Annotated in this window: 16 protein-coding genes and 1 riboswitch; of the genes, 10 read left to right on the top strand and 6 right to left on the bottom strand. The window is 68.1% G+C overall.

Annotated elements, in window-relative coordinates; genetic code table 11:
- The first annotated feature begins 390 nt into the window (after positions 1 to 390).
- Positions 391 to 1,221 (top strand): 2OG-Fe(II) oxygenase, encoded by an 831-nt coding sequence (locus B0E52_RS01755; RefSeq protein WP_077481154.1) that lies wholly within the window; start codon positions 391 to 393, stop codon positions 1,219 to 1,221.
- Between the two features lie 259 nt (positions 1,222 to 1,480).
- A complete protein-coding gene (gene ppa, locus B0E52_RS01750; RefSeq protein WP_077481152.1) occupies positions 1,481 to 2,017 on the top strand; it encodes an inorganic diphosphatase in 537 nt (178 codons plus the stop codon).
- Positions 2,018 to 2,072: 55 nt separating this feature from the next.
- Here the strand turns inward: ppa and B0E52_RS01745 are convergent, their stop codons facing one another.
- Complete coding sequence (locus tag B0E52_RS01745; RefSeq protein ID WP_077481150.1) at positions 2,073 to 3,017, bottom strand: LysR family transcriptional regulator; 945 nt, start codon at positions 3,015 to 3,017, stop codon at positions 2,073 to 2,075.
- A gap of 95 nt (positions 3,018 to 3,112) precedes the next feature.
- Here B0E52_RS01745 and B0E52_RS01740 point away from each other — a divergent pair, with 95 nt between their 5' ends.
- From B0E52_RS01740 to B0E52_RS01730, 3 genes are read left to right on the top strand one after another with little or no spacing between them, the layout of a single operon-like run.
- Positions 3,113 to 4,315, top strand: a complete 1,203-nt coding sequence (locus B0E52_RS01740) for an MFS transporter (RefSeq protein ID WP_077481148.1) — start codon at positions 3,113 to 3,115, stop codon at positions 4,313 to 4,315.
- 28 nt (positions 4,316 to 4,343) lie between these two features.
- Positions 4,344 to 5,408: an aldo/keto reductase gene (locus B0E52_RS01735; RefSeq protein WP_077481146.1), complete on the top strand. Its 1,065-nt coding sequence runs from the start codon at positions 4,344 to 4,346 to the stop codon at positions 5,406 to 5,408.
- Positions 5,405 to 6,421, top strand: a complete 1,017-nt coding sequence (locus B0E52_RS01730; protein ID WP_077481144.1) for a zinc-binding alcohol dehydrogenase family protein — start codon at positions 5,405 to 5,407, stop codon at positions 6,419 to 6,421. Before B0E52_RS01735 ends, B0E52_RS01730 begins: the two co-directional genes overlap by 4 nt.
- A 183-nt stretch (positions 6,422 to 6,604) precedes the next feature.
- On the opposite strand, the gene B0E52_RS01725 is transcribed toward B0E52_RS01730, so the two are convergent.
- The 3 genes from B0E52_RS01725 to B0E52_RS01715 all read right to left on the bottom strand — a co-directional run bounded on the left by B0E52_RS01725 (position 6,605) and on the right by B0E52_RS01715 (position 10,085).
- Positions 6,605 to 7,192, bottom strand: a complete 588-nt coding sequence (locus tag B0E52_RS01725) for a DUF892 family protein (protein ID WP_077481142.1) — start codon at positions 7,190 to 7,192, stop codon at positions 6,605 to 6,607.
- Positions 7,193 to 7,308: 116 nt separating this feature from the next.
- Positions 7,309 to 9,186, bottom strand: coding sequence for a phosphomethylpyrimidine synthase ThiC (gene thiC / locus B0E52_RS01720; RefSeq protein WP_077481140.1), 1,878 nt, complete (start codon positions 9,184 to 9,186; stop codon positions 7,309 to 7,311).
- 104 nt (positions 9,187 to 9,290) lie between these two features.
- Positions 9,291 to 9,387: riboswitch (TPP riboswitch) on the bottom strand.
- A gap of 47 nt (positions 9,388 to 9,434) precedes the next feature.
- Positions 9,435 to 10,085, bottom strand: a complete 651-nt coding sequence (locus B0E52_RS01715) for a TetR/AcrR family transcriptional regulator (protein WP_077481138.1) — start codon at positions 10,083 to 10,085, stop codon at positions 9,435 to 9,437.
- A gap of 239 nt (positions 10,086 to 10,324) precedes the next feature.
- Here B0E52_RS01715 and B0E52_RS01710 point away from each other — a divergent pair, with 239 nt between their 5' ends.
- Positions 10,325 to 10,984 carry a protein-L-isoaspartate O-methyltransferase gene (locus tag B0E52_RS01710; protein WP_077481136.1) on the top strand — a complete coding sequence of 220 codons (660 nt, stop codon included), beginning with the start codon at positions 10,325 to 10,327 and terminating at the stop codon, positions 10,982 to 10,984.
- Positions 10,985 to 11,025: 41 nt separating this feature from the next.
- Positions 11,026 to 12,375: a TolC family outer membrane protein gene (locus B0E52_RS01705; RefSeq protein WP_077481134.1), complete on the top strand. Its 1,350-nt coding sequence runs from the start codon at positions 11,026 to 11,028 to the stop codon at positions 12,373 to 12,375.
- A gap of 63 nt (positions 12,376 to 12,438) precedes the next feature.
- Here the strand turns inward: B0E52_RS01705 and waaA are convergent, their stop codons facing one another.
- Positions 12,439 to 13,713, bottom strand: coding sequence for a lipid IV(A) 3-deoxy-D-manno-octulosonic acid transferase (gene waaA, locus B0E52_RS01700; protein WP_077481132.1), 1,275 nt, complete (start codon positions 13,711 to 13,713; stop codon positions 12,439 to 12,441).
- 57 nt (positions 13,714 to 13,770) lie between these two features.
- Here waaA and lpxL point away from each other — a divergent pair, with 57 nt between their 5' ends.
- From lpxL to B0E52_RS01685, 3 genes are read left to right on the top strand one after another with little or no spacing between them, the layout of a single operon-like run.
- The gene (gene lpxL / locus B0E52_RS01695; protein WP_077481130.1) at positions 13,771 to 14,706 is read left to right on the top strand and encodes an LpxL/LpxP family Kdo(2)-lipid IV(A) lauroyl/palmitoleoyl acyltransferase; all 936 of its coding nucleotides are present in this window, start codon (positions 13,771 to 13,773) and stop codon (positions 14,704 to 14,706) included.
- 11 nt (positions 14,707 to 14,717) lie between these two features.
- Complete coding sequence (locus B0E52_RS01690) at positions 14,718 to 15,437, top strand: polysaccharide deacetylase family protein (protein WP_077481222.1); 720 nt, start codon at positions 14,718 to 14,720, stop codon at positions 15,435 to 15,437.
- The gene (locus B0E52_RS01685; RefSeq protein ID WP_077481128.1) at positions 15,434 to 16,510 is read left to right on the top strand and encodes a glycosyltransferase family 4 protein; all 1,077 of its coding nucleotides are present in this window, start codon (positions 15,434 to 15,436) and stop codon (positions 16,508 to 16,510) included. Before B0E52_RS01690 ends, B0E52_RS01685 begins: the two co-directional genes overlap by 4 nt.
- Positions 16,511 to 16,567: 57 nt before the next feature.
- Here B0E52_RS01685 and B0E52_RS01680 read toward each other — a convergent pair whose 3' ends face one another.
- Positions 16,568 to 18,856 (bottom strand): S53 family peptidase, encoded by a 2,289-nt coding sequence (locus B0E52_RS01680; RefSeq protein ID WP_077481126.1) that lies wholly within the window; start codon positions 18,854 to 18,856, stop codon positions 16,568 to 16,570.
- Positions 18,857 to 19,198: the final 342 nt, after the last annotated feature.

Here is a 19,198-nt window from a genome sequence, read left to right as displayed (position 1 = left end):
ACTGTCGCGAAGCCGTCCCCTTATCGCTGGAGAACCGCAGTTCGCCGGCATTTGCCGTGGTTCTTGATTGACTTCGGCGTTGCGGGCAAAGGCCCGGACTGCGAGGCAGCAGGTGGACGTCACTCCTGGTACAACATGGACGACAAGAGCAGTGGCTGCTACCACTGCAAGGTGGTCCGAGCAGGGCGTCTATGGGAGCAGGCTGATGCCTAACAATTCCGTAGGAGACTCCCCCGTCAAGAGGGGCGAGTGACGCTTTTGCCCCGAGCTTTCGGACTTCTGCTGGCGGCAGTCATCGCCACCAAGCGGCGCAAAGTCGACGCCGCGCCGGCTCGGTCGCGCCGGGCCTCGTGAAGTAAGCTTAGGTGAGCCCACGACTGGCCTCGTACCATGAACACCCGCACCGCGATCAGCCCCGAACTGCGTGAATGGATCCTCGCCACCACGCGTGCCGGCCACGGCCCGCAGGACGTGCTCGAACTGATGCGGGTGCATGGCTACGAACCGCGGCAGAGCCGCGCCATCGTGGCGGAAGTGCTGCAACTGCCGCTGGCTGCCCTGGACGCGGATGCCGCGGCGCCGGCGGGGCGTCGCACGAAGCATCCCGAGGGACCGCTGGCCACGGTGGGCGATCGCGAGATACGGGTCGCGCTGAGCATGAACCGGCCGGCGCTGCGCGTGCTCGACGGATTGCTCTCGGGCGAGGAATGCGACGAGCTGATCGCGCTGGCCCAGCCGCGCATGGCGCGTGCGCTCACCGTGGACGCGGCCGGCAAGCAGCAGGTTGACCACCGCCGCACCAGCGTGGGCATGTTCTTCAAGCTGGGCGAGCTGCCGCTGGTGGCGCGGCTGGAACTGCGCATCGCCGAGCTGCTCGACATCCCGGTGAGCCACGGCGAGGGCTTGCAGATCCTGCACTACCTGCCCGGCCAGGAGTACCAGCCGCACTACGACTGGTTCGATCCCGACCAGCCGGGCTACGCCACGATCACCGCACGCGGCGGCCAGCGCATCGCCAGCGTGGTGATGTACCTCAACACGCCCGAAGCCGGCGGCGGCACCGCGTTCCCCGAGGTCGGCCTCACCGTCAGCGCGCTGCGCGGTTCGGCCGTCTATTTCGCCTACGAGGGCGGCGACGCCAGCTCGCTGCACGCCGGCCTGCCGGTGCAGCGCGGCGAGAAGTGGATCGCCACCAAGTGGCTGCGCGAGCGGCCGTATTGAGCGAATCCGTCGGCGATTTGTCTCCTCCCCCTGCCTGCAGGGGGAGGCTGGGAGGGGGTTGTTCCGTGCTCGCGAACCGGCAAAGAGCACCCCACCCCTGCCCTCCCCTGCGCGCAGGGGAGGGAGCCACGCGACCGGGCGGCGGCGTCGAACACGCCGGCCGTTCGGCAGTGGCGTTCAGCCTCCGCTGCTGCATCGCAGCAGCCGGTGGCGTATCCTTGCGGGCTTTCTTCCTCCGAAATCGCGCAAGGACATCCCCATGGGTCTGCACCTGGTTCCCGCCGGCCGCAACGTGCCGGACGAAATCAACGTCATCATCGAAATCCCCAAGGATGCCGAGCCGGTCAAGTACGAGGTGGACAAGGACTCGGGCGCGATCTTCGTCGACCGCATCCTGTCCACGCCGATGCGCTACCCCTGCAACTACGGTTACGTGCCGGGCACGCTGGGTGGCGACGGCGACCCGCTGGACGCGCTGGTGATCCTGCCGCTGCCGCTGACCGTGGGCTCGGTGATCCGCTGCCACCCGGTCGGCATGCTGAAGATGACCGACGAGGCCGGCGCCGACGAGAAGCTGGTGGTGATCCCCTCGCCCAAGGTGTTTCCGGGCTACGCCCATATCAGCGACATGAAGGGCGTGTCGCCGCACTGGCTGGAGCGCATCGGCCACTTCTTCGAGCACTACAAGGACCTCGAGAAGGGCAAGTGGGTGAAGGTGGAAGGCTGGGAAGGCGCCGCCTCGGCGAAGACCGAGATCCTCGCCGGCATCGCGCGCTACAAGGCGTCCAAGGCCTGAGTCCGCTGAATCGACGGCGCGTCGCCACGCGGCGACGCGCCGTTTCTTTTGCACGTCATCCCCGGCGTGCTCGCGGCCCGCGCTTCGCGGTCGCCTTCGCCGCACTACGCTCCCACGGCGGCGGATCGCCCAGCTTTTCGAGCAGGAATTCGGTAAACGCGCGCACCCGCGGCGGCATCATCCGGCGCTCCGGCGTCACCGCCCAGATGCCGCTCTCCGACAGGCGGTAGTCGGGCAGCACCGGCTCCAGCCGGCCCGCGGCCAGTTCCGCATGCACGTGCCACTGTGAATGCAGACCGATGCCCTGCCCGGCCAGCACCGCGTCGCGTACCGCCTCGCCCAGCGTGGTTTCGAATCGCCCCTGCACGCGTACCGCATGCTCGTGTCCGCGCCGGTCGACGAGTCGCCATACGTCCTGGCCGGACAGCAGCACGCATTCGTGCCGCGCAAGCTCGGCGGGGGTGCGTGGACTGCCGTGCCGACGCAGGTAGTCGGGCGAGGCGCACAGCACGCGCCGATTCGCGGCCAGCTTGCGCGCGACCAGACTGGAATCGTTCAAGGCGCCGATGCGGATGGCGAGGTCGAAGCCCGCGCCCACCACGTCCACCATTTCGTCGCTGAGGTGGGCGTACAGGCGCAGCTTCGGATGCCGCGCGAGGAACTCGGGGAGCAGCGGCGATATGTATTCGCGGCCGAACGCGGCCGACATCGTCACGCGCAAGGTGCCGGCCACGCTGCCGGCGCTCTGGCGCAGGTCGTTGGTCAGCGCATCCAGATCCTCCACCAGCGCACGGCCCTGCTCGGCCAGCAGGCGACCCTCCGCCGTGGGATGCAGCCGCCGCGTGGTCCGCTGCAGCAGCCGCACGCCCATGCCACGCTCCAGCCGTTGCAGGCGCTGGCTGGCCACCGCCACGGAAATGTCCAGGCTGCGCGCGGCGGCGCTGATCGAGCCTTGGTCGAGCACGCGCAGGAACAGGAGCAGGTCGTCCAAGCGATCCATATTCAACCATTCGTTGAAAATGATTCGCCATTCTTGCGGTTTTTCAAGAAAGCGCAAGCGCCTAGCCTGCACCCTTCCCGCATCGAGCCACCGCCATGTCCTCTTCCGTTTCCCGCACGCCGCCGGCGCTGTACGCGCTGGCCATCGGCGCCTTCGGCATCGGCACCACCGAGTTCATGCCGATGGGCTTGTTGCAGCAGATCGCCGGCGACCTGCGCATCGACGTCGCCACCGCCGGCTTGCTGATTTCCGCCTATGCGCTGGGCGTGTTCGCGGGCGCGCCCGTGCTCACGCTCGCCACCCGCCGACTGCCGCGCAAAGGAGTGCTGCTGGGGCTGATGGTGATCTTCACTCTGGGCAACCTGGCCAGCGCGCTGGCGCCGAGTTACGCCACCCTGCTGGCCGCGCGCGTGCTCACTTCGCTGGCGCACGGCAGCTTCTTCGGCGTGGGCGCGGTGGTGGCCACCTCGCTGGTGGCCGCGAACCGTCAGGCGTCTGCGATCTCGACCATGTTCAACGGCCTGGCCGTGGCTACCTTGCTGGGCGTGCCGGCGGGCGCGTGGCTGGGCCTGCATTTCGGCTGGCACGCGGCGTTCTGGGCGGTGGCCGTGGTGGGCTTGCTGGCCATGCTGGCGGTGGCCGTGCTGGTGCCGGCCACGCGCAACGAGAGCACGCCGGCGGCGCTGGGCACCGAACTGCGTGCGATCGCCAGCACGCCGGTGCTGCTGGGCCTGACGACCACGGTGTTCGGCTTCGCGGGCGTGTTCGTGGTCTATACCTATATCGAGCCCCTGTTGACCCGCGTTACCGGCCTGGCCGACGCGACGGTGTCGCCGATCCTGCTGGTGTTCGGCCTGGGGATGATGATCGGCAACCCGCTGGGCGGCCGCTTGGCCGACCGCCGCTTAGTGCCGGCCCTGCTCGGCACGCTGGCAGCATTGGCGGCGGTGCTGGTAGCGCTGGGCCTGGTATTGCAGGCCGCGTGGCCGATGGTGCTGTTCACCGGCCTGCTCGGCCTGGCCATGTTCGCCACGGTGGCGCCGCTGCAACTGTGGGTGCTGCGCAAGGCCGCAGCCGCGCCCAGCCTGGCCTCCAGCCTCAATATCGGCGCGTTCAACCTCGCCAACGCGCTGGGCGCGTGGCTGGGCAGCGAGACCATCGCGCGCGGCTACGGCCTGGCCGCCCTGCCGTGGGTCGCGGTGCTGGTCACCGTGGCTGGCATCGCCATCGCCTTGCTCGCGGTACGCGGCGAACGTTCGATGCGCAGCGCACCAATCGCCGCCTGCCCACAGGCCTGATGTCTCACTTCACTCACGAGCTTTCGTCATGGACTACCACTTTCTCGGCCGTTCCGGCTTCAAGGTGCCTGCTCTCGGCTTCGGCACCGGCACCTTTGGCGGCAAGGGCCCGCTGTTCAGCGCCTGGGGCAGCACCGATGCAGCCGAGGCGAAGCGACTTGTCGATATTTGCCTCGATGCCGGCGCCAACCTGTTCGACAGCGCGGACGTCTATTCGGATGGCGCTTCGGAGGAAATCCTCGGCGCCGCGCTGAAGGGCCGCCGCGAGCGCGCGATCATCTCGACCAAGCTCACCCTGCGCGCGGGCGACGGCCCGAACGACGTGGGCGCCTCGCGCCATCACCTGGTCGCCGGCGTGGAGCGCACGCTGAAGCGGCTTGGCACCGACTGGATCGACCTGTTGCAGCTTCACCACTTCGACGCGATGACCCCGGTGGACCAGGTGATGTCCACGCTGGACGACCTGGTGCGCGCGGGCAAGGTTCGCTACCTCGGCGCGTCGAACTTCTCCGGCTGGCAGATCATGAAATCGCAGGCCGCTGCCGAGCGCCACGGTCGCCCGCGCTTCGTGGCCAACCAGGCCTACTACTCGCTGATCGGCCGCGACTACGAATGGGAGCTGATGCCGCTGGGTCTCGATCAGGGCATCGGCGCCATCGTGTGGAGCCCGCTGGGCTGGGGCCGGCTCACCGGCAAGATCCGCCGTGGCCAGCCGCTGCCCATCGGCAGTCGCCTGCACGACACCGCCGGCTTCGCACCGCCGGTGGACGAGGCGCGCCTGTACCGCGTGCTGGATGCGCTGGAAGCTGTCGCCGCGGAAACCGGCCACACGGTTCCGCAGGTGGCGATCAACTGGCTGCTGGAACGCCCCACCGTGTCCAGCGTGCTGATTGGCGCGCGCAACGAGCAACAACTCGTCGACAACTTGGGCGCCGTCGGCTGGAACCTCACGCCTGCGCAGGTAGCGTTGCTCGACACCGCCAGCGCAGTGATGCCGCCGTATCCTTACTACCCCTACTGGAACGGCCCGTTCGCCGAGCGCAATCCGCCGCCGGTGACGCCCTTCCCGATCCCCACGGAGTCCACGCCATGAAAGCCGTCGCTCTCACCCGCTACCTGCCCATCGACGATCCGCAATCACTGGTCGATGCCGATCTGCCGCAACCCGCGCCCGGCGCGCACGACTTGCTCGTGCGCGTGGAAGCCGTGTCGGTGAACCCGGTCGACACCAAGCTGCGCTCGCCGAAGCCGCAGGTGGAAGCGCAGCCGAAGGTGCTGGGCTACGACGCCGCCGGCACGGTCGAGGCGGTGGGCGCCGAGGTGCAAGGCTTCCGCCCCGGCGATCGCGTGTACTACGCCGGCGACGTCACCCGTCCGGGCAGCAATGCCGAGTTCCAGCTGGTCGATGCGCGGCTGGCGGCGGCGATGCCGCGCTCGCTGGACTTCGCCCAGGCCGCCGCACTGCCGCTGGTGGCAGTCACCGCATGGGAACTGCTGTTCCAGCGCATGCCGTTCGACAGCGAGCACGGCGGCAAGGACAAGTCGCTGCTGGTGATCGCCGGCGCGGGTGGCGTGGGCTCGATCGCGATCCAACTGGCGCGGCGCGCGGGCTTCACGGTGATCGCCACCGCCTCGCGTCCCGAGACCATGGACTGGTGCCGCGCGATGGGCGCACAGCACGTCATCAACCATCGCGAACCGCTGGCGCCGCAGCTCGCCGCACTGGGCTTTCCCCAGATCGACGCCGCGCTGAACCTCGCCGACACCGACCGCTATTGGGACGATCTCGGCGATCTGCTGGCGCCGCAAGGCCACCTGGGCCTGATCGTGGAGCCGAAGGGCGCGCTGAAGATCGGCGACCCGTACAAGGCCAAGTGCATCGGCATCCACTGGGAGATGATGTTCGCGCGTGCGCGCTGGAAGACGCCGGACATGGCCGAGCAGGGCCGCATCCTCGCGCGCGTGGCGCAACTGATCGATGCGGGCGAGCTGAAGGGCATCCAGCGCGAGGCGCTGAATCCGATCAATGCGGCGAACCTGCGCGAGGCGCATCGCCGGCTGGAATCGGGCGCCAGCATCGGCAAGCTGGTGCTGGCCGGCTGGTGAGACGGCAGGGTCGCTCGATTCACCGCGACCTTTGCAGCCTCCATGCGCGGCCGTGAAATGATGGAAGCGAAGTGAGTTGAGAGGAGCGAGGAGCGAGAAAAGGCATGCGCCGACTCTCTCTCACTTCTCACTTCTCACTTCTCACTTCTCACTTCTCACTTCTCACTTCTCACTTCTCACTTCTCACTTCTTCTTGCCATGCGCGGGCGCCGGCTTGGCCGGCTCGCCCCTCTTGCCCAGCTGTTCCAGCAAGGTGTTCATGTCCTCGGCGTGCTCCTCCTCCATCGCCAGGATGCTTTCCAGCACGCGACGCGTGGTGGGATCGGCGCTGCCCACGTAGTCGATCATCTCGCGGTAGCTGTCGATGGCGATGCGCTCGGCGACCAAGTCTTCCTTGATCATGTCCACGATGTCCTCGCCTTCCACGTAGTCGGAGTGGCTGCGCGCGAGCAGGCCTTCGGGCGACAGGTTGGGCTTGCCGTCGAGCTGGGTGATGCGCTCGGCGATCAGGTCCGCATGGCCCTGCTCCTCGTTCGCGTGCTGCAGGAACTCCGCCTTGATCGCCTGCGAGTGGATGCCCGAAGCCATGTAGTAGTGGTACTTGTAGCGCAGCACGCAGACGATCTCGGTGGCCAGCGCGTGATTGAGCAGCTTCACCACGGTGGCGCGATCGGCCTTGTAGCCGGCGGTCATCGCACCCTTGTCGATGTCCTGGCGTGCGCGCTTGCGGATGGCTTCGATGTCGCTGACGAAGGGCTTGGCTTTGGACATGACGGACTCCTGGCAGGGCGGTGCGGTGCAGGCAAGTCCGTCCAGCCTAGGTGCGTACACGAAAAAGCCGGGTGAAGGATTCCACCCGGCTTTCTCGATCCAGCCCGCCCCTGCGATCAGGCCTTGCGGTACACCTCGGCGCCCTGCGCGCGGAACTCGGCGGCCTTCTCGGCCATGCCTTCGGCCAGCGCCTCGGCTTCGCCGGTGCCGTGCTCGGCGGCGTAGTCGCGCACGTCCTGGGTGATCTTCATCGAGCAGAACTTCGGGCCGCACATCGAGCAGAAGTGCGCGCTCTTGTGCGCGTCCTTGGGCAGGGTCTCGTCGTGGAATTCCTTCGCCTTCTCCGGATCGAGGCCCAAGTTGAACTGGTCGTCCCAGCGGAACTCGAAACGCGCCTTCGACAACGCGTTGTCGCGCACCTGCGCGCCGGGGTGGCCCTTGGCCAGATCCGCCGCGTGCGCGGCGATCTTGTAGGCGATGATGCCGTCGCGCACGTCCTGCTTGTTCGGCAGGCCCAGATGCTCCTTCGGCGTGACGTAGCAGAGCATGGCGGTGCCGAACCAGCCGATCATCGCCGCGCCGATCGCGGAGGTGATGTGGTCGTAGCCCGGCGCGATGTCGGTGGTGAGCGGCCCCAGCGTGTAGAACGGCGCCTCGCCGCACTTCTCCAGCTGGCGGTCCATGTTCTCCTTGATGAGCTGCATCGGCACGTGGCCGGGGCCTTCGATCATGGTCTGCACGTCGTGCTTCCACGCGATCTGGGTCAGCTCGCCCAGCGTGTCCAGCTCGCCGAACTGCGCCGCGTCGTTCGCATCGGCGATGCAGCCGGGACGCAGGCCGTCGCCGAGGCTGAAGGACACGTCATACGCCTTCATGATCTCGCAGATGTCCTCGAAGTGCGTGTAGAGGAAGTTCTCCCGGTGGTGTGCAAGGCACCACTTCGCCAGGATCGAGCCGCCGCGCGAGACGATGCCGGTGACGCGCTTCGCGGTCAGCGGCACGAAGCGCAGCAGCACGCCGGCATGGATGGTGAAGTAGTCCACGCCCTGCTCGGCCTGCTCGATCAGCGTGTCGCGGAACAGCTCCCAGGTGAGGTCCTCGGCCACGCCGCCGACCTTCTCCAGCGCCTGGTAGATCGGCACCGTGCCGATCGGCACCGGCGAGTTGCGCAGGATCCACTCGCGCGTCTCGTGGATGTGTTTGCCGGTGGAGAGATCCATCACGGTGTCGCCGCCCCAGCGGATCGACCACACCATCTTCTCGACTTCTTCCGCGATCGACGACGTCACTGCGGAATTGCCGATGTTCGCGTTGATCTTGGTGAGGAAGTTGCGGCCGATGATCATCGGCTCGCTTTCCGGGTGGTTGATGTTGGCGGGGATGATGGCGCGGCCGCGCGCCACTTCGTCGCGCACGAACCCCGGCGTGATGATGCGCGGGATTGCCGCACCGAACGACTGCCCCGGATGCTGCGTGCGCAGCGCGCTGTCGCCCAGCGCCTCGATCTTCTGGTTTTCGCGGATCGCGATGTATTCCATCTCCGGCGTCACGATGCCGCGGCGCGCATAGTGCATCTGGGTGACGTTGGCGCCCGCCTTCGCGCGGCGCGGCACGGGCAGCTGCGGGAAGCGGATCGCGGCCAGTTCCGGCGCGCTCGCGTGGTGGCGGCCGAATTCGGAGCTGCGCCCGGCGAGCTGCTCGGTGTCGCTGCGCCCGGCGATCCAGGCCGCGCGCAGCGCGGGCAGGCCCGCGGCGAGGTCCACGCGGTAGTCCGGATCGGTGTAGGGACCCGAGGTGTCGTAGACGGTGATCGCGGGATTTTGCTCCACGCCGAACATCGCCGGCGTGTCGGCCTGGGCGATCTCGCGCAGCGGCACGCGCAGGTCGGCGCGACTGCCCGCCACGTGGATCTTGCGCGAACCTGGAATCGGCCGGGTGACGGCTTCGGAGAGTTCTTGCGCGGCGCGCGCGAGGTCGGAGAGCTGGGCATTCATCGGCTTGGGTTCCGGCGGCTTGCATGGGAAATCCGCACATGTGTGCGGTCTCTGCGCGATGGAGTTCGCGCGCGAAGCGTTGGCGCCGGAGCACGACAGGCGGAACGTCGTGCGGCGAAGCTCCCTACACCGGTGCTAACCGGATCAGGTTCGAAGGGACTCTCTCAGCCGACCGTTGCGCCGGCACCCCCGCTTCTGGAACGGCTATTCAAGCACGAAGCGGGGATCGACCGCGAGTGCGGCGCAGTTCAGCGCGGCGCCCAGGCGCGCAGAAAGGTGGCCACGCCGGCGCGGGCGGTGGCCTCGATCTCGGCGGCGTAGCTCTCGCTGCAGTCCACGCAGCCGAACATGCGGCGCATGAACAGATCGCCCTTGATCAGCGCGAAGAACTGCACGCAGGCGCGCGGCACGTCGTCGATCGCGAGCTGGCCGGCGTCAACCGCCTGCTGCAGCAGGCGTTCCATCAGGCCATGCGTGCGCAGGGTGCCTTCCTCCCAGAGCAACCGGCCGAAGCGCGGGTTGCCCTGGCGGCAGTCGCCGAGTATGGCGCGGAAGGTGCCCACGGTTTCGGCATCGCAGTCGAGCCGGGCGTGGATCAGCGCCACGCGCAGCAGGGTCTGCTCGATGGGGGCTTGCGGGTCGTAGTCGTAGGTGTTTTCCGGCAGCAAGTCCTCGATGCGCGCGCGGATCACCTCGCGGAACAGGTTGTCCTTGTCGCCGAAGTGGCTGTAGACGGTGAGCTTGGAGACCCCGGCCTCGGCGGCGATCGCGTCCATGCTGGTGCCGGCGAAGGCGTTGCGGATGAACAGCGCCTTGGCCGCGGCGAGGATCGCCGCGCGTTTCTCAAGGTCTTTCGGTCGCCCCGGTCCCTGCGACCTGACCGGCGAGATGCTGCTCATGTCCAAGCCTTCCCAAAACGGTACATGGACTTTATTATACGCATTGGTTCAATTATTTCCAGTCGGCAGGCGGCAGAGTGTCCGCGGACACGGTCCGGGGCATGACTTAAGTCAGCGCATCGCGGTGACTTCCGGCACTTCGTGACACAGGGCGCGCGTCGCAGTCTAGTCATTGTCGAGGCGAGGCCAAGCCCTTATCCTTTCAGGTCTTTTTTCGATACTCACGGAACCCGGCAGACATGGCGATGAACTTCGAGCAGGCGCGGACGAACATGGTGGAGAACCAGGTGCGTCCCTGGGAGGTCCTGGACGGCCGCGTGCTGGACATGCTCGGCCGCGTGCGGCGCGAGGATTTCGTGGCGCCCGAACACCGCCAGCTCGCCTTCGCCGACCTGTGCCTGCCGCTGGGCCACGGCGAGGTGATGATGAAACCGGTGCTGGAAGGCCGCGTGCTGCAGGCGCTGGATCTCCAGCCCGGCGAACGTGTGCTGGAGATCGGCACCGGCTCGGGCTTCCTCACTGCCTGCCTCGCCGGGCTCGCGGCCGAAGTGGTCAGCGTCGACATCCATGCCGACTTCACCACGGCCGCCAGCCAGCGTCTGCAGGCCGCCGGCGCGACGAACGCGCGGTTGCACACCGGCGAAGCCGTGCGCGACTGGCAGCCGGACGGCCAGTTCGACGCCGTGGTCGCTACGGGCGCCGTGGCCGAGACGCCCGCGCGCTGGTTCGGCTGGCTCAAGCCGGGCGGCCGCCTGCTGGTGATCCGCGGCGAGTCGCCCGCACAGCAGGCCGTGCTGATCGTCCACGAGGGCGAAGGCCGCCAGCGCGAGCAAAGCCTGTTCGAGACCGACCTGCCATATCTCGCCCACGCCGCGCCGTCGTCGCGTTTCGTGTTCTGAACGCCCCACCGACCGACATCGACTTCCCCACGAGGCAACCCATGCGTTTGAAGCTGCTCACCCTGGCATTGGCCTTGGCCGCCGTCTCGCTGCCCAGTCATGGCGAAGATCTGCTCGACGCCTACCGCGAGGCGCGCGCCAACGACCCGGTGCTGGCCCAGGCCGACGCCAACCGCCTCTCCGTCGGCGAGGGTGTGCCCCAGGCGCGCGCGCTGCTGCTGCCGCAGATCGATGGCAGCCTCTCGCTGAGCCAGACCACCGGCGGCAGCGGCGGCCGCATCCAGGATCCGAACAATCCCGGCCAGTTCATCAGCACCAGCTCGTTCGGCCACAGCCGCACGCGCAGCCTAAACCTCAACCTCAGCCAGACCGTGTTCGACTTCAGCAAGTACGCCAACCTCAAGGCCGCACATGCCTCGGCGGACGCGCAGGACGAGCTGTACCAGGCCGCGCTGCAGAACCTGTTCGTGCGCGTCACCGGCGCCTACTTCACCGTGCTCACCGACGAGGACCTGCTGGCCAACGCCAAAGCCAACGAAGATGCCTTCAAACAGCAGTTCGAGCAGGCGGACCAGCGCTTCAAGGTCGGCCTGTCGGCGATCACCGACGTGTACCAGGCCAAGAGCTTCTACGAAGCGGCCAAGGCGACGACGATCGCTGCGCAGAACACCCTGGACAACGACCGCGAGGCGCTGAGCCAGATCACCGGCAAGCCCACCGGCAACCTGAAGAAGCTGCGCGACGAGCTGCCGATGAACTCGCCCGACCCGGCCGACCCGGATGCCTGGGTGAAGCAGGCGCTGATCAACAACCCGAACCTGCTGGCGCAGAAGCAGAACGTGGCGGCCGCCGAGCACAACATCACCGCGGCGCGCGCCGGCCACCTGCCGACGATCACCGCGAACGTCAGCTATGGCAAGAGCGCGAGCTGGTACGAGAACGCGGCGATCCATTCCAACACGCCGTCTTCGACCACGATCGGACTCACCCTCAACGTGCCGATCTTCTCCGGCGGCCTCACCCAGTCGCGCGTGCGCCAGTCGATCTACAACCGCGATGCCGCGCAGGACTCGGAGGAGATCGAGCGCCGCCAGGTGAAGGCAAGCACGCTCAACTACTACCGCTCGGTGCTGGCCGGCGTCAGCCAGGTGCAGTCGGGCAAGGCCGCGGTGGAGTCGGCGCAGAAGGCGCTGGACGCCACTCGCGCAGGCTTCGAGGTAGGCACGCAGACCATGGTCAACGTGCTGCTGGCCATCCAGACCCTGACCCAGGCGGAAAGCACCTATTCGCAGTCGCGCCACCAGCTGGTGCTGAACCGCCTGCTGCTGAAGCAGAGCGCCGGCACCGCCAGCCTCGGCGACATGCAGGCCATCAACGCCCTGCTGCAGTAAGTCATCCAGCGCACGCCGGATCGATGGCCGGGCGAATGCCCGGCCATCGTCGTTTCGGCGCCGTCATTCCCGCAGTTGCGCGCCGATCAGCCGCATCAACCGCCCCACCGCGCCGCGCTCGCGCTCGAACACCTGCTGCGCGGCGTGGCCCATCGCGCGCCGTTGCGCGTCGTCGCGCAGCAGGCGTAACACCGCCTCGCCCAGCGCACTGCTGTCCGGCACGCGCAGCGCGCCGCCATCCTCGATCAGGCTGGCGGTGATCTCTTCGAAGTTGAAGGTGTGCGGCCCCACCAGCACCGGCGTGCCCAGCGCGGCCGGTTCCAGCACGTTGTGGCCGCCGATCGGCACCAGGCTGCCGCCCACGAAGGCCAGCCCCGCGGCCGCATAGAACGGCATCAGTTGGCCCATCGCATCGATCACGAAGACCTGGTTCGACGGCGCCGGCATGCCGTCGGCGCCGTAGCTGCCGGCGGCGAATCCGAGGCTGCGCACGGCGTGTTCCACCGGACGGAAACGCTCGGGGTGGCGCGGCGCGATCAGCAGCAGCGCGTCGGGCAGGCGCTTCAGCACCGCGAGGTGTGCCTCCAGCACGGACTGCTCTTCGCCCTCGTGGGTGCTGGCGGCGATCCACACCGGTCGCCGCGCGCCCCAGTGCTCGCGCAGGCGCGCGCCTGTGGCCTGCGCCTCCAGCGGCACCGGCATGTCGTACTTCAGGTTGCCGCCGACCACGATGCGCTCCGCTGGCGCACCGATCAGGCGGTAGCGCGCGGCGTCCGCGCGGGATTGCGCGACCACCCGATCCACGCAGCCCAGCGCCGCGCGCACCATGCCGCGCAGGGGCCGCGGCCGGTAACCGCGCAGCGAGCGCTCGGACAGGCGCGCGTTGACGATCATCAGCGGGACACCGCGGCGCCGGCAGGCGAAGTACAGGTTCGGCCAGATCTCGGTTTCCACGATCAGCGCCAGCCGCGGGCGCACGCCCCGGAGGAAACGGTTCACCGCATAAGGCAGGTCGTAGGGCAGGTAGACGTGGAACACGCCGTCGCCGAACAGCTGCTGCACGCGCGCGGTGCCGGTGGGCGTCACCGTGGTCACCACCAGCGGCGCATCGGGGTAGTCGCGCTGGAGCGCCTTGATCAACGGCTCGGCCGCGTTCACCTCGCCCACCGACACCGCATGTACCCACAGGCTGCCACGCAGCTCCGGCGGCGCCTTGAAGAAGCCGAAGCGCTCGGCCCAGCGCCAGTAGTACGGCCGCGAGCGGAAACCGCGCAGCGCCAGCCGCAGCACGATCAACGGCGTCACCAGATACATCGCGAGGGTGTAGAGATAACGCAATGGCGGCCTCCGGAAACAGCGCACGAGTATACGGGGCAAGCAGGGACGTCCATTACAATGCCGCGGATGCCCGGCACCCCACGTCCCGATTTCCAGCGCGCCCTGCTCGCGCCGCGCCACTGGCCGGCCTGGCTGGGCGTGGGCGTGATCCGGGCAGTGGCGCAGCTGCCGTATCGTGCGCTGATGGTGCTGGGCGGTGCGCTGGGCTGGTTGATCCAGCGCGTGCCGTCCGCGCGGCGGACGGTGGCGGAAACCAACATCGCGCTGTGCTTCCCCGAGCTTGATGCGAAGGCGCAGGCCACGCTGGTCGATGCCCACCTGCGGGACCTCGGCCTGATGCTGATGGAGTTCGCGCTGGGTTGGCTGGGTTCGGAGCGCGCGATCGCGCGCGTGCCGGTACGCATCGAAGGCCTCGAACATCTCGAAGCCGCCCGCGCGCAGGGCCGCGGCGTGCTGCTGGTGGGCGGGCACTTCTCGCACCTGGAACTGTGCGCGCGGCTGGTCTCGCGACGCATCCGCATCGCCGGCATGTACCGCAAGATGGATTCCGCGGTGTTCGAGTGGGTGGTGCTGCGCGCGCGCCTCGGCTACGCCGACGCGATGTTCGACAAGGACGACATCCGCGGCACGGTGAAATACCTGAAAGGCGGCGGCACGCTGTGGTACGCGCCCGACCAGGACATGCGCAGCAAGGACAACGCCTTCGTGCCGTTCTTCGGCGTGCCTGCCGCCACGATCACCGCCACGCACCACCTCGCGCGGCTGTCCGGCGCCGCGGTGGTCCCGTTCTTCCATCGCCGTCTGCCCGACAGCCAGGGCTATGCGCTGCGCCTGGGCGCGCCGCTGGAGCATTTCCCCGGGCCCAGCGCATCGGACGACACCGCGCGCATCAACGCCTGCATCGAGCAGATGGTGCGCGAAGCGCCCGAGCAGTACCTGTGGGTGCACAAGCGCTTCAAGACCCGGCCGCCCGGCGCTCCGCGCATCTATTGAGCATCGCCGTCATGCCCATCCCCATCCTGATGTACCACAACATCGCGCCGGCGCCGCGCGAGCTGCAGCGCTGGCGCAGCCTGTACGTGCATCCGCGCTCGTTCGCGCGGCAGATGGCGCTGCTGCGGCGGATCGGTTACACGGGCCTGTCGATGAGCGCCGCGATGCCCTACCTGCGCGGCGAACGGCAGGGCCGCGTCGTGGCGATCACGCTGGACGATGGCTACGCGGACAACCTGGAAAACGCGCTGCCGGTGCTGCAGCGCCACGGCTTCAGCGCCACTTGCTACGCGGTCAGCGGCGCACTGGGCCGCTACAACGACTGGGACGACGCCAAGCTCGGCGTGCGCAAGCCGATGATGGACGCCGCGCAACTACGTGCCTGGCACCAGGCCGGCATGGAGGTGGGCGCGCACACCCGCACGCATCCGCGCCTGACCCAGTGCAGTGACGCGCAGCTGCGCGACGAGATCGCCGGCAACAAGGCCGAGCTGGAAGATCTGCTCGGCGCACCGGTGACCCAGTTCTGCTACCCCTACGGCGACCACGACGAGCGTGTGGTCGCGGCCACGCGCGAAGCCGGCTATGCGGCCGCCACCACGATCCGCCGCGGCCGCGCGCAACCGGGCATGGATCCGTGGCGACTGCCGCGCGTGGCGGTGGCGCGCAGCCACATCCTGCCGCAATTCGCCTGGCGCGCGCTCACCGGCTACGAGGATAGTCGCGGATGAAATTCCTGCTCATCGGCACGACCCGCGAGCGCGGCGGCGCCGAGGTCCACTTCGTCACGCTGGCCAAGGCGCTGGCCGCCGCCGGACACGAGGTCGAGGCCGTGGTGTACCCGGGCGCCCCGGTGGCGCTTGCGCTGGCGGGCTCCGCGGTGCGCCTGCACCCGGGCCGCTTCCGCAATGTGTTCGACCTGCGCGGCTATCGCGTGGTGACTACGGCGGCGCGGCGACTCCAGCCAGACTGGCTGGTGGGCGACTTCGGCAAGGAATACTGGCCGCTGATCCTGCTCGGCCGCCTGCTGCGCATACCGGTCGCGCTGTTCCGCCACCGCATCAAGCCCATGAAGGGGTATTCCGCGCGACTGGTGCCGCGTCTCGCGCAGCGCTTCTTCGCAGTCTCCGAATATGCCCGCCGCGACTACATCGGACACGGCATGCCCGCGCCTCGCGTGCAGGTGCTGTACAACCCGGTGGATACCGACGCATACCGCCCGGACGCAACGCAGCGCTCGGCGCTATTGCATGTACTCGGGCTGGACGAGAACGCGATCGTGCTCGGCTATACCGGGCGCATGCTTGCATGGAAAGGCATGTTCACCCTGCTCGAAGCCGTCAACATGGCCATGACGCGCGAACCGCGCCTGCAGTGCATCTGGCTGGGCGACGGCACCGATGCACAAAGGCTGCAGGAACGGATTGCGGCGCTCCCGCTGGCACATCGCCACCAGGTGCTCGGCTGGGTCGACGATGCGCATGCGTACTACAACGTGCTGTCGATGCTGGCGCTGCCATCGCTGGAGCCGGAGACGTTCGGCCGCGTCTCGGTGGAGGCGCAGGCCTGCAACGTGCCGGTGCTGGTCAGCGACGTCGGCGGCATTCCCGAAACCCTGCAGCCTGGCGTTACCGGCCTGCTGCTGCCTCCGGGCGATGTCGACGCCTGGAGCGAAGCCATCCTCGCGCTGTGCGACGACGCCACCCGCCAGCCGATGGCCGCCGCCGCGCGCGACTTCGTCGAGCGGCACTTCAGCACGCCGGTGATCGCCGCCGAGTTCGTGCGCCAGCTTGGTGCCGCATGAAAACCCCCGGCAGCGCCACGCTGCCGGGGAGGGGACATGCCGCATTCGGCAGTGGCGTTACTTCGTCACGGCGTAAGCCTTCCAGGCCTTGACCAGATTGGCCGCGTTGACCGAACCCAGGCCCGCGGCGAAGCTCCAGCCCGGCTGGGCCGGATACGCCTCGGTGTAGCTGCCGTTGGTCGTCGAGGTCAGGCCGAAGCCCCAGGCCGACTGGTACACGTAGCAGTTGTTGATGACGGGGAACCCGCCGGCACCACCGCTGCCGCAGTTGGTGGAGATGCCGCCGCGGGTGACGTTGTGGAACACGCAGGCGCCGGTGCCCTTGGTGCCGTGGTCGGCATTGCAGGCGGCCAGACTCTTCGGCACCTTGCCCCCGGGCGCGCCGTATTCCTTGGCTGCCAGCGGATACAGCGTCGCCGCCGCCACGCCCTGACGCTGGCCGCCCATGGCCTGATTCACCAAAGCCTGGATGCCGGCGAACATCGGCGAGGACAGCGATGTGCCGGCGACGCCTTCCACGCCGTTCGGCAGCCCCGGTGCGCAGTTGTCGAACTCCGTGCACAGCAGCGCCCACGTGTAGCCGTTGAAGCTGCCACCGAACAAGGCCACATCCGGCAGATCGCGCGACTGGTCGCCAGGCGTGCCGAACACCAGGGTCTCCCACGCCGGCTTGCCGTCCAGCGCGGACGGACCGCCGCTGGAACCTTCGGCGGTGAACGGCGCACCCGTGCTGAGCAACTTGAACTCGTACAGGCACATGGCCACGCCGTCCGCGAAGCCCAGATCCTTGGCCGCCGCGCCATTGCCGCAGGAGTCGTTCCACGGAATCTCCGGCACGTAGGACAGCGCCGAACCGAACACCTTGTTCGGTTTCGCGCTGAAGTACGTGCTGGTGGTGCCGTCGAGGACATCGGCAGTGTCCGTGCCGCCCACGGCGGTGACATACGGCGAGCTGGCGAACGAGTTGGGGCTGATCGGCAGCGTGATGAACTGGGCGCCGTTGAAACCCGCGTTGGTGCCGGAGTCGCCGCTGGAGACGAACACCGAGATGCCCTCCCCCGCCGCCTGCTGCCACATGCCGTCGTCGGCCAGCTTGCTGGCGATGTCGACCTGCAGTTCGTCATAACCGTAACTGGCGCTGATGATGTCCGGCCGACTGCTGCCGTTGATCAGGTTCATGCCCGCGATGTACACGCCGCCGAAGAAATTGCTGGTGGCGGGATTGAAGTTGCTCGGATCGAAATCGGCGCAACTCGCGACTTCCACGTTTGCACCGGGCGCCATCGCGGTGCTCCACTCCGCATCCAGCACGGTCTCGATGCTCTCGCCCCAGGTCGCGTAGGGAAGCGCGTAGCAGTTGTCCGTGGCGATGCCTGCCGGCGGCGGGTTGACGATGGCGAAGCTGCCGCCGTAGCCGGTCAGGCCGAAGGCGCTGTTGAACTGCTGCCAGTCCGCCGGATTCATCTCGGCATCCTCGATCACCGCGATCGTGACGCCCTTGCCGGTGATGCCCTGCTTCAGCAGCGGCGCGACGTTGTACATCTTCGCCATGTCGTATGGCGACAAGCCGCGCTGGCTCGGGTTGAACGGGAAAGTCTGCGGGCTGGCCCCGGTCCCGGTCGGCTGGGCCGAGCCGGCGCGCAGCTTGAAGCTCTCCGTGGCGGCATCCCAGGTCAGCTTCCGGGGCGGCACATGCTGGGGCTGCGGACGGAAATCGTTCAAGCCGGCCATGCCGGCCACCACATCCTGGAGTGCGGCGGGAATGCGGATGTCGGACGCATTGGCCACATGCTGCTCGCCGTTGACCAGGTAATGCGCTTCCTGCGTGTGGAAGGCCGCACGCACCTGGGCCGCGGTGCCACTGAAGTCGATGTCCGTCCGACTCGGGTAGATCCCGTTGACTTTGAAACCGTGCGCGACCAGCCAGGTTGTCACCGCGTTGACGTCGGCCGGCGCCACGCCGAAATACCTGCCGAACTGCTGCGGCGTGAGCCAGCGGTGGTATTTCGGCGATGCCGGATCCTGCTGAGCCCGGATCAGGCTGGCGAGCGCCGCTTCCCGTTGCGTGCTGCGCTTCAGGATCAGTTGCATGTGCTCCATGCGCATCGAGTCGGCCACCGCCCCCGTGGGCTGCGCATGCACGAGCAAGGGCACCTGGCTGCGCGGAATCGTCACCAGGACACGATCGTCAACGACATGCGTTACCCGCGCCGCTTCGACCGGAGCGAGCCCGGCCACCGCCGCATTCACGGATGCATCTGCCGCCGCCGTGGTCTGCGCCGCAACGGGCAGACTGGCCAGCGCCGCAGTGATGGCCACACTGAGTACAAGGTGCTTTTGCTTCATGGGAATCTCTCCTTGGATGGGGTGACGACCTGAACCCCCTGTTGATTCCCCCTGTCATTGCGGACTTCCCTTTCCTGCAGCAACCCGGCTTCCCGCCGGCCCGGCGGCACGAACGAGAGTTTTCGCGCATGTCGCCATTGCCCATCGACCCTGCACGGCGTAGCCGAAGGAGCAAAACGCCTCCGGGCAACCGCCGAGGCGGCCGCCATGCATTGTCATAATCCGCTTCGCCTCGCCCCGCGCCCGGATAACGAAATCATTCGCCCCGACAAACGGCCCGATCCGCTTGTCCGTCTTTGTCCCGCTTCGGATTCATTCCCCGGCCTTGAAGATCGCCGCCGG

It is taken from the genome of Rhodanobacter sp. C06 (assembly GCF_002001105.1).
Lineage (GTDB): Bacteria > Pseudomonadota > Gammaproteobacteria > Xanthomonadales > Rhodanobacteraceae > Rhodanobacter_A.
The sequence above is the reverse complement of the archived record's forward strand: the minus strand, read 5'-3'. Positions and strand labels throughout refer to the sequence as shown.

Coding starts and splice junctions, on each gene's coding strand:
- B0E52_RS01755 (WP_077481154.1), top strand. CDS start 391: ATGAACACCCGCACCGCGATCAGCCCCGAACTGCGTGAATGGATCCTC.
- ppa (WP_077481152.1), top strand. CDS start 1,481: ATGGGTCTGCACCTGGTTCCCGCCGGCCGCAACGTGCCGGACGAAATC.
- B0E52_RS01745 (WP_077481150.1), bottom strand. CDS start 3,017: ATGGATCGCTTGGACGACCTGCTCCTGTTCCTGCGCGTGCTCGACCAA.
- B0E52_RS01740 (WP_077481148.1), top strand. CDS start 3,113: ATGTCCTCTTCCGTTTCCCGCACGCCGCCGGCGCTGTACGCGCTGGCC.
- B0E52_RS01735 (WP_077481146.1), top strand. CDS start 4,344: ATGGACTACCACTTTCTCGGCCGTTCCGGCTTCAAGGTGCCTGCTCTC.
- B0E52_RS01730 (WP_077481144.1), top strand. CDS start 5,405: ATGAAAGCCGTCGCTCTCACCCGCTACCTGCCCATCGACGATCCGCAA.
- B0E52_RS01725 (WP_077481142.1), bottom strand. CDS start 7,192: ATGTCCAAAGCCAAGCCCTTCGTCAGCGACATCGAAGCCATCCGCAAG.
- thiC (WP_077481140.1), bottom strand. CDS start 9,186: ATGAATGCCCAGCTCTCCGACCTCGCGCGCGCCGCGCAAGAACTCTCC.
- B0E52_RS01715 (WP_077481138.1), bottom strand. CDS start 10,085: ATGAGCAGCATCTCGCCGGTCAGGTCGCAGGGACCGGGGCGACCGAAA.
- B0E52_RS01710 (WP_077481136.1), top strand. CDS start 10,325: ATGGCGATGAACTTCGAGCAGGCGCGGACGAACATGGTGGAGAACCAG.
- B0E52_RS01705 (WP_077481134.1), top strand. CDS start 11,026: ATGCGTTTGAAGCTGCTCACCCTGGCATTGGCCTTGGCCGCCGTCTCG.
- lpxL (WP_077481130.1), top strand. CDS start 13,771: ATGCCGCGGATGCCCGGCACCCCACGTCCCGATTTCCAGCGCGCCCTG.
- B0E52_RS01690 (WP_077481222.1), top strand. CDS start 14,718: ATGCCCATCCCCATCCTGATGTACCACAACATCGCGCCGGCGCCGCGC.
- B0E52_RS01685 (WP_077481128.1), top strand. CDS start 15,434: ATGAAATTCCTGCTCATCGGCACGACCCGCGAGCGCGGCGGCGCCGAG.
- B0E52_RS01680 (WP_077481126.1), bottom strand. CDS start 18,856: ATGAAGCAAAAGCACCTTGTACTCAGTGTGGCCATCACTGCGGCGCTG.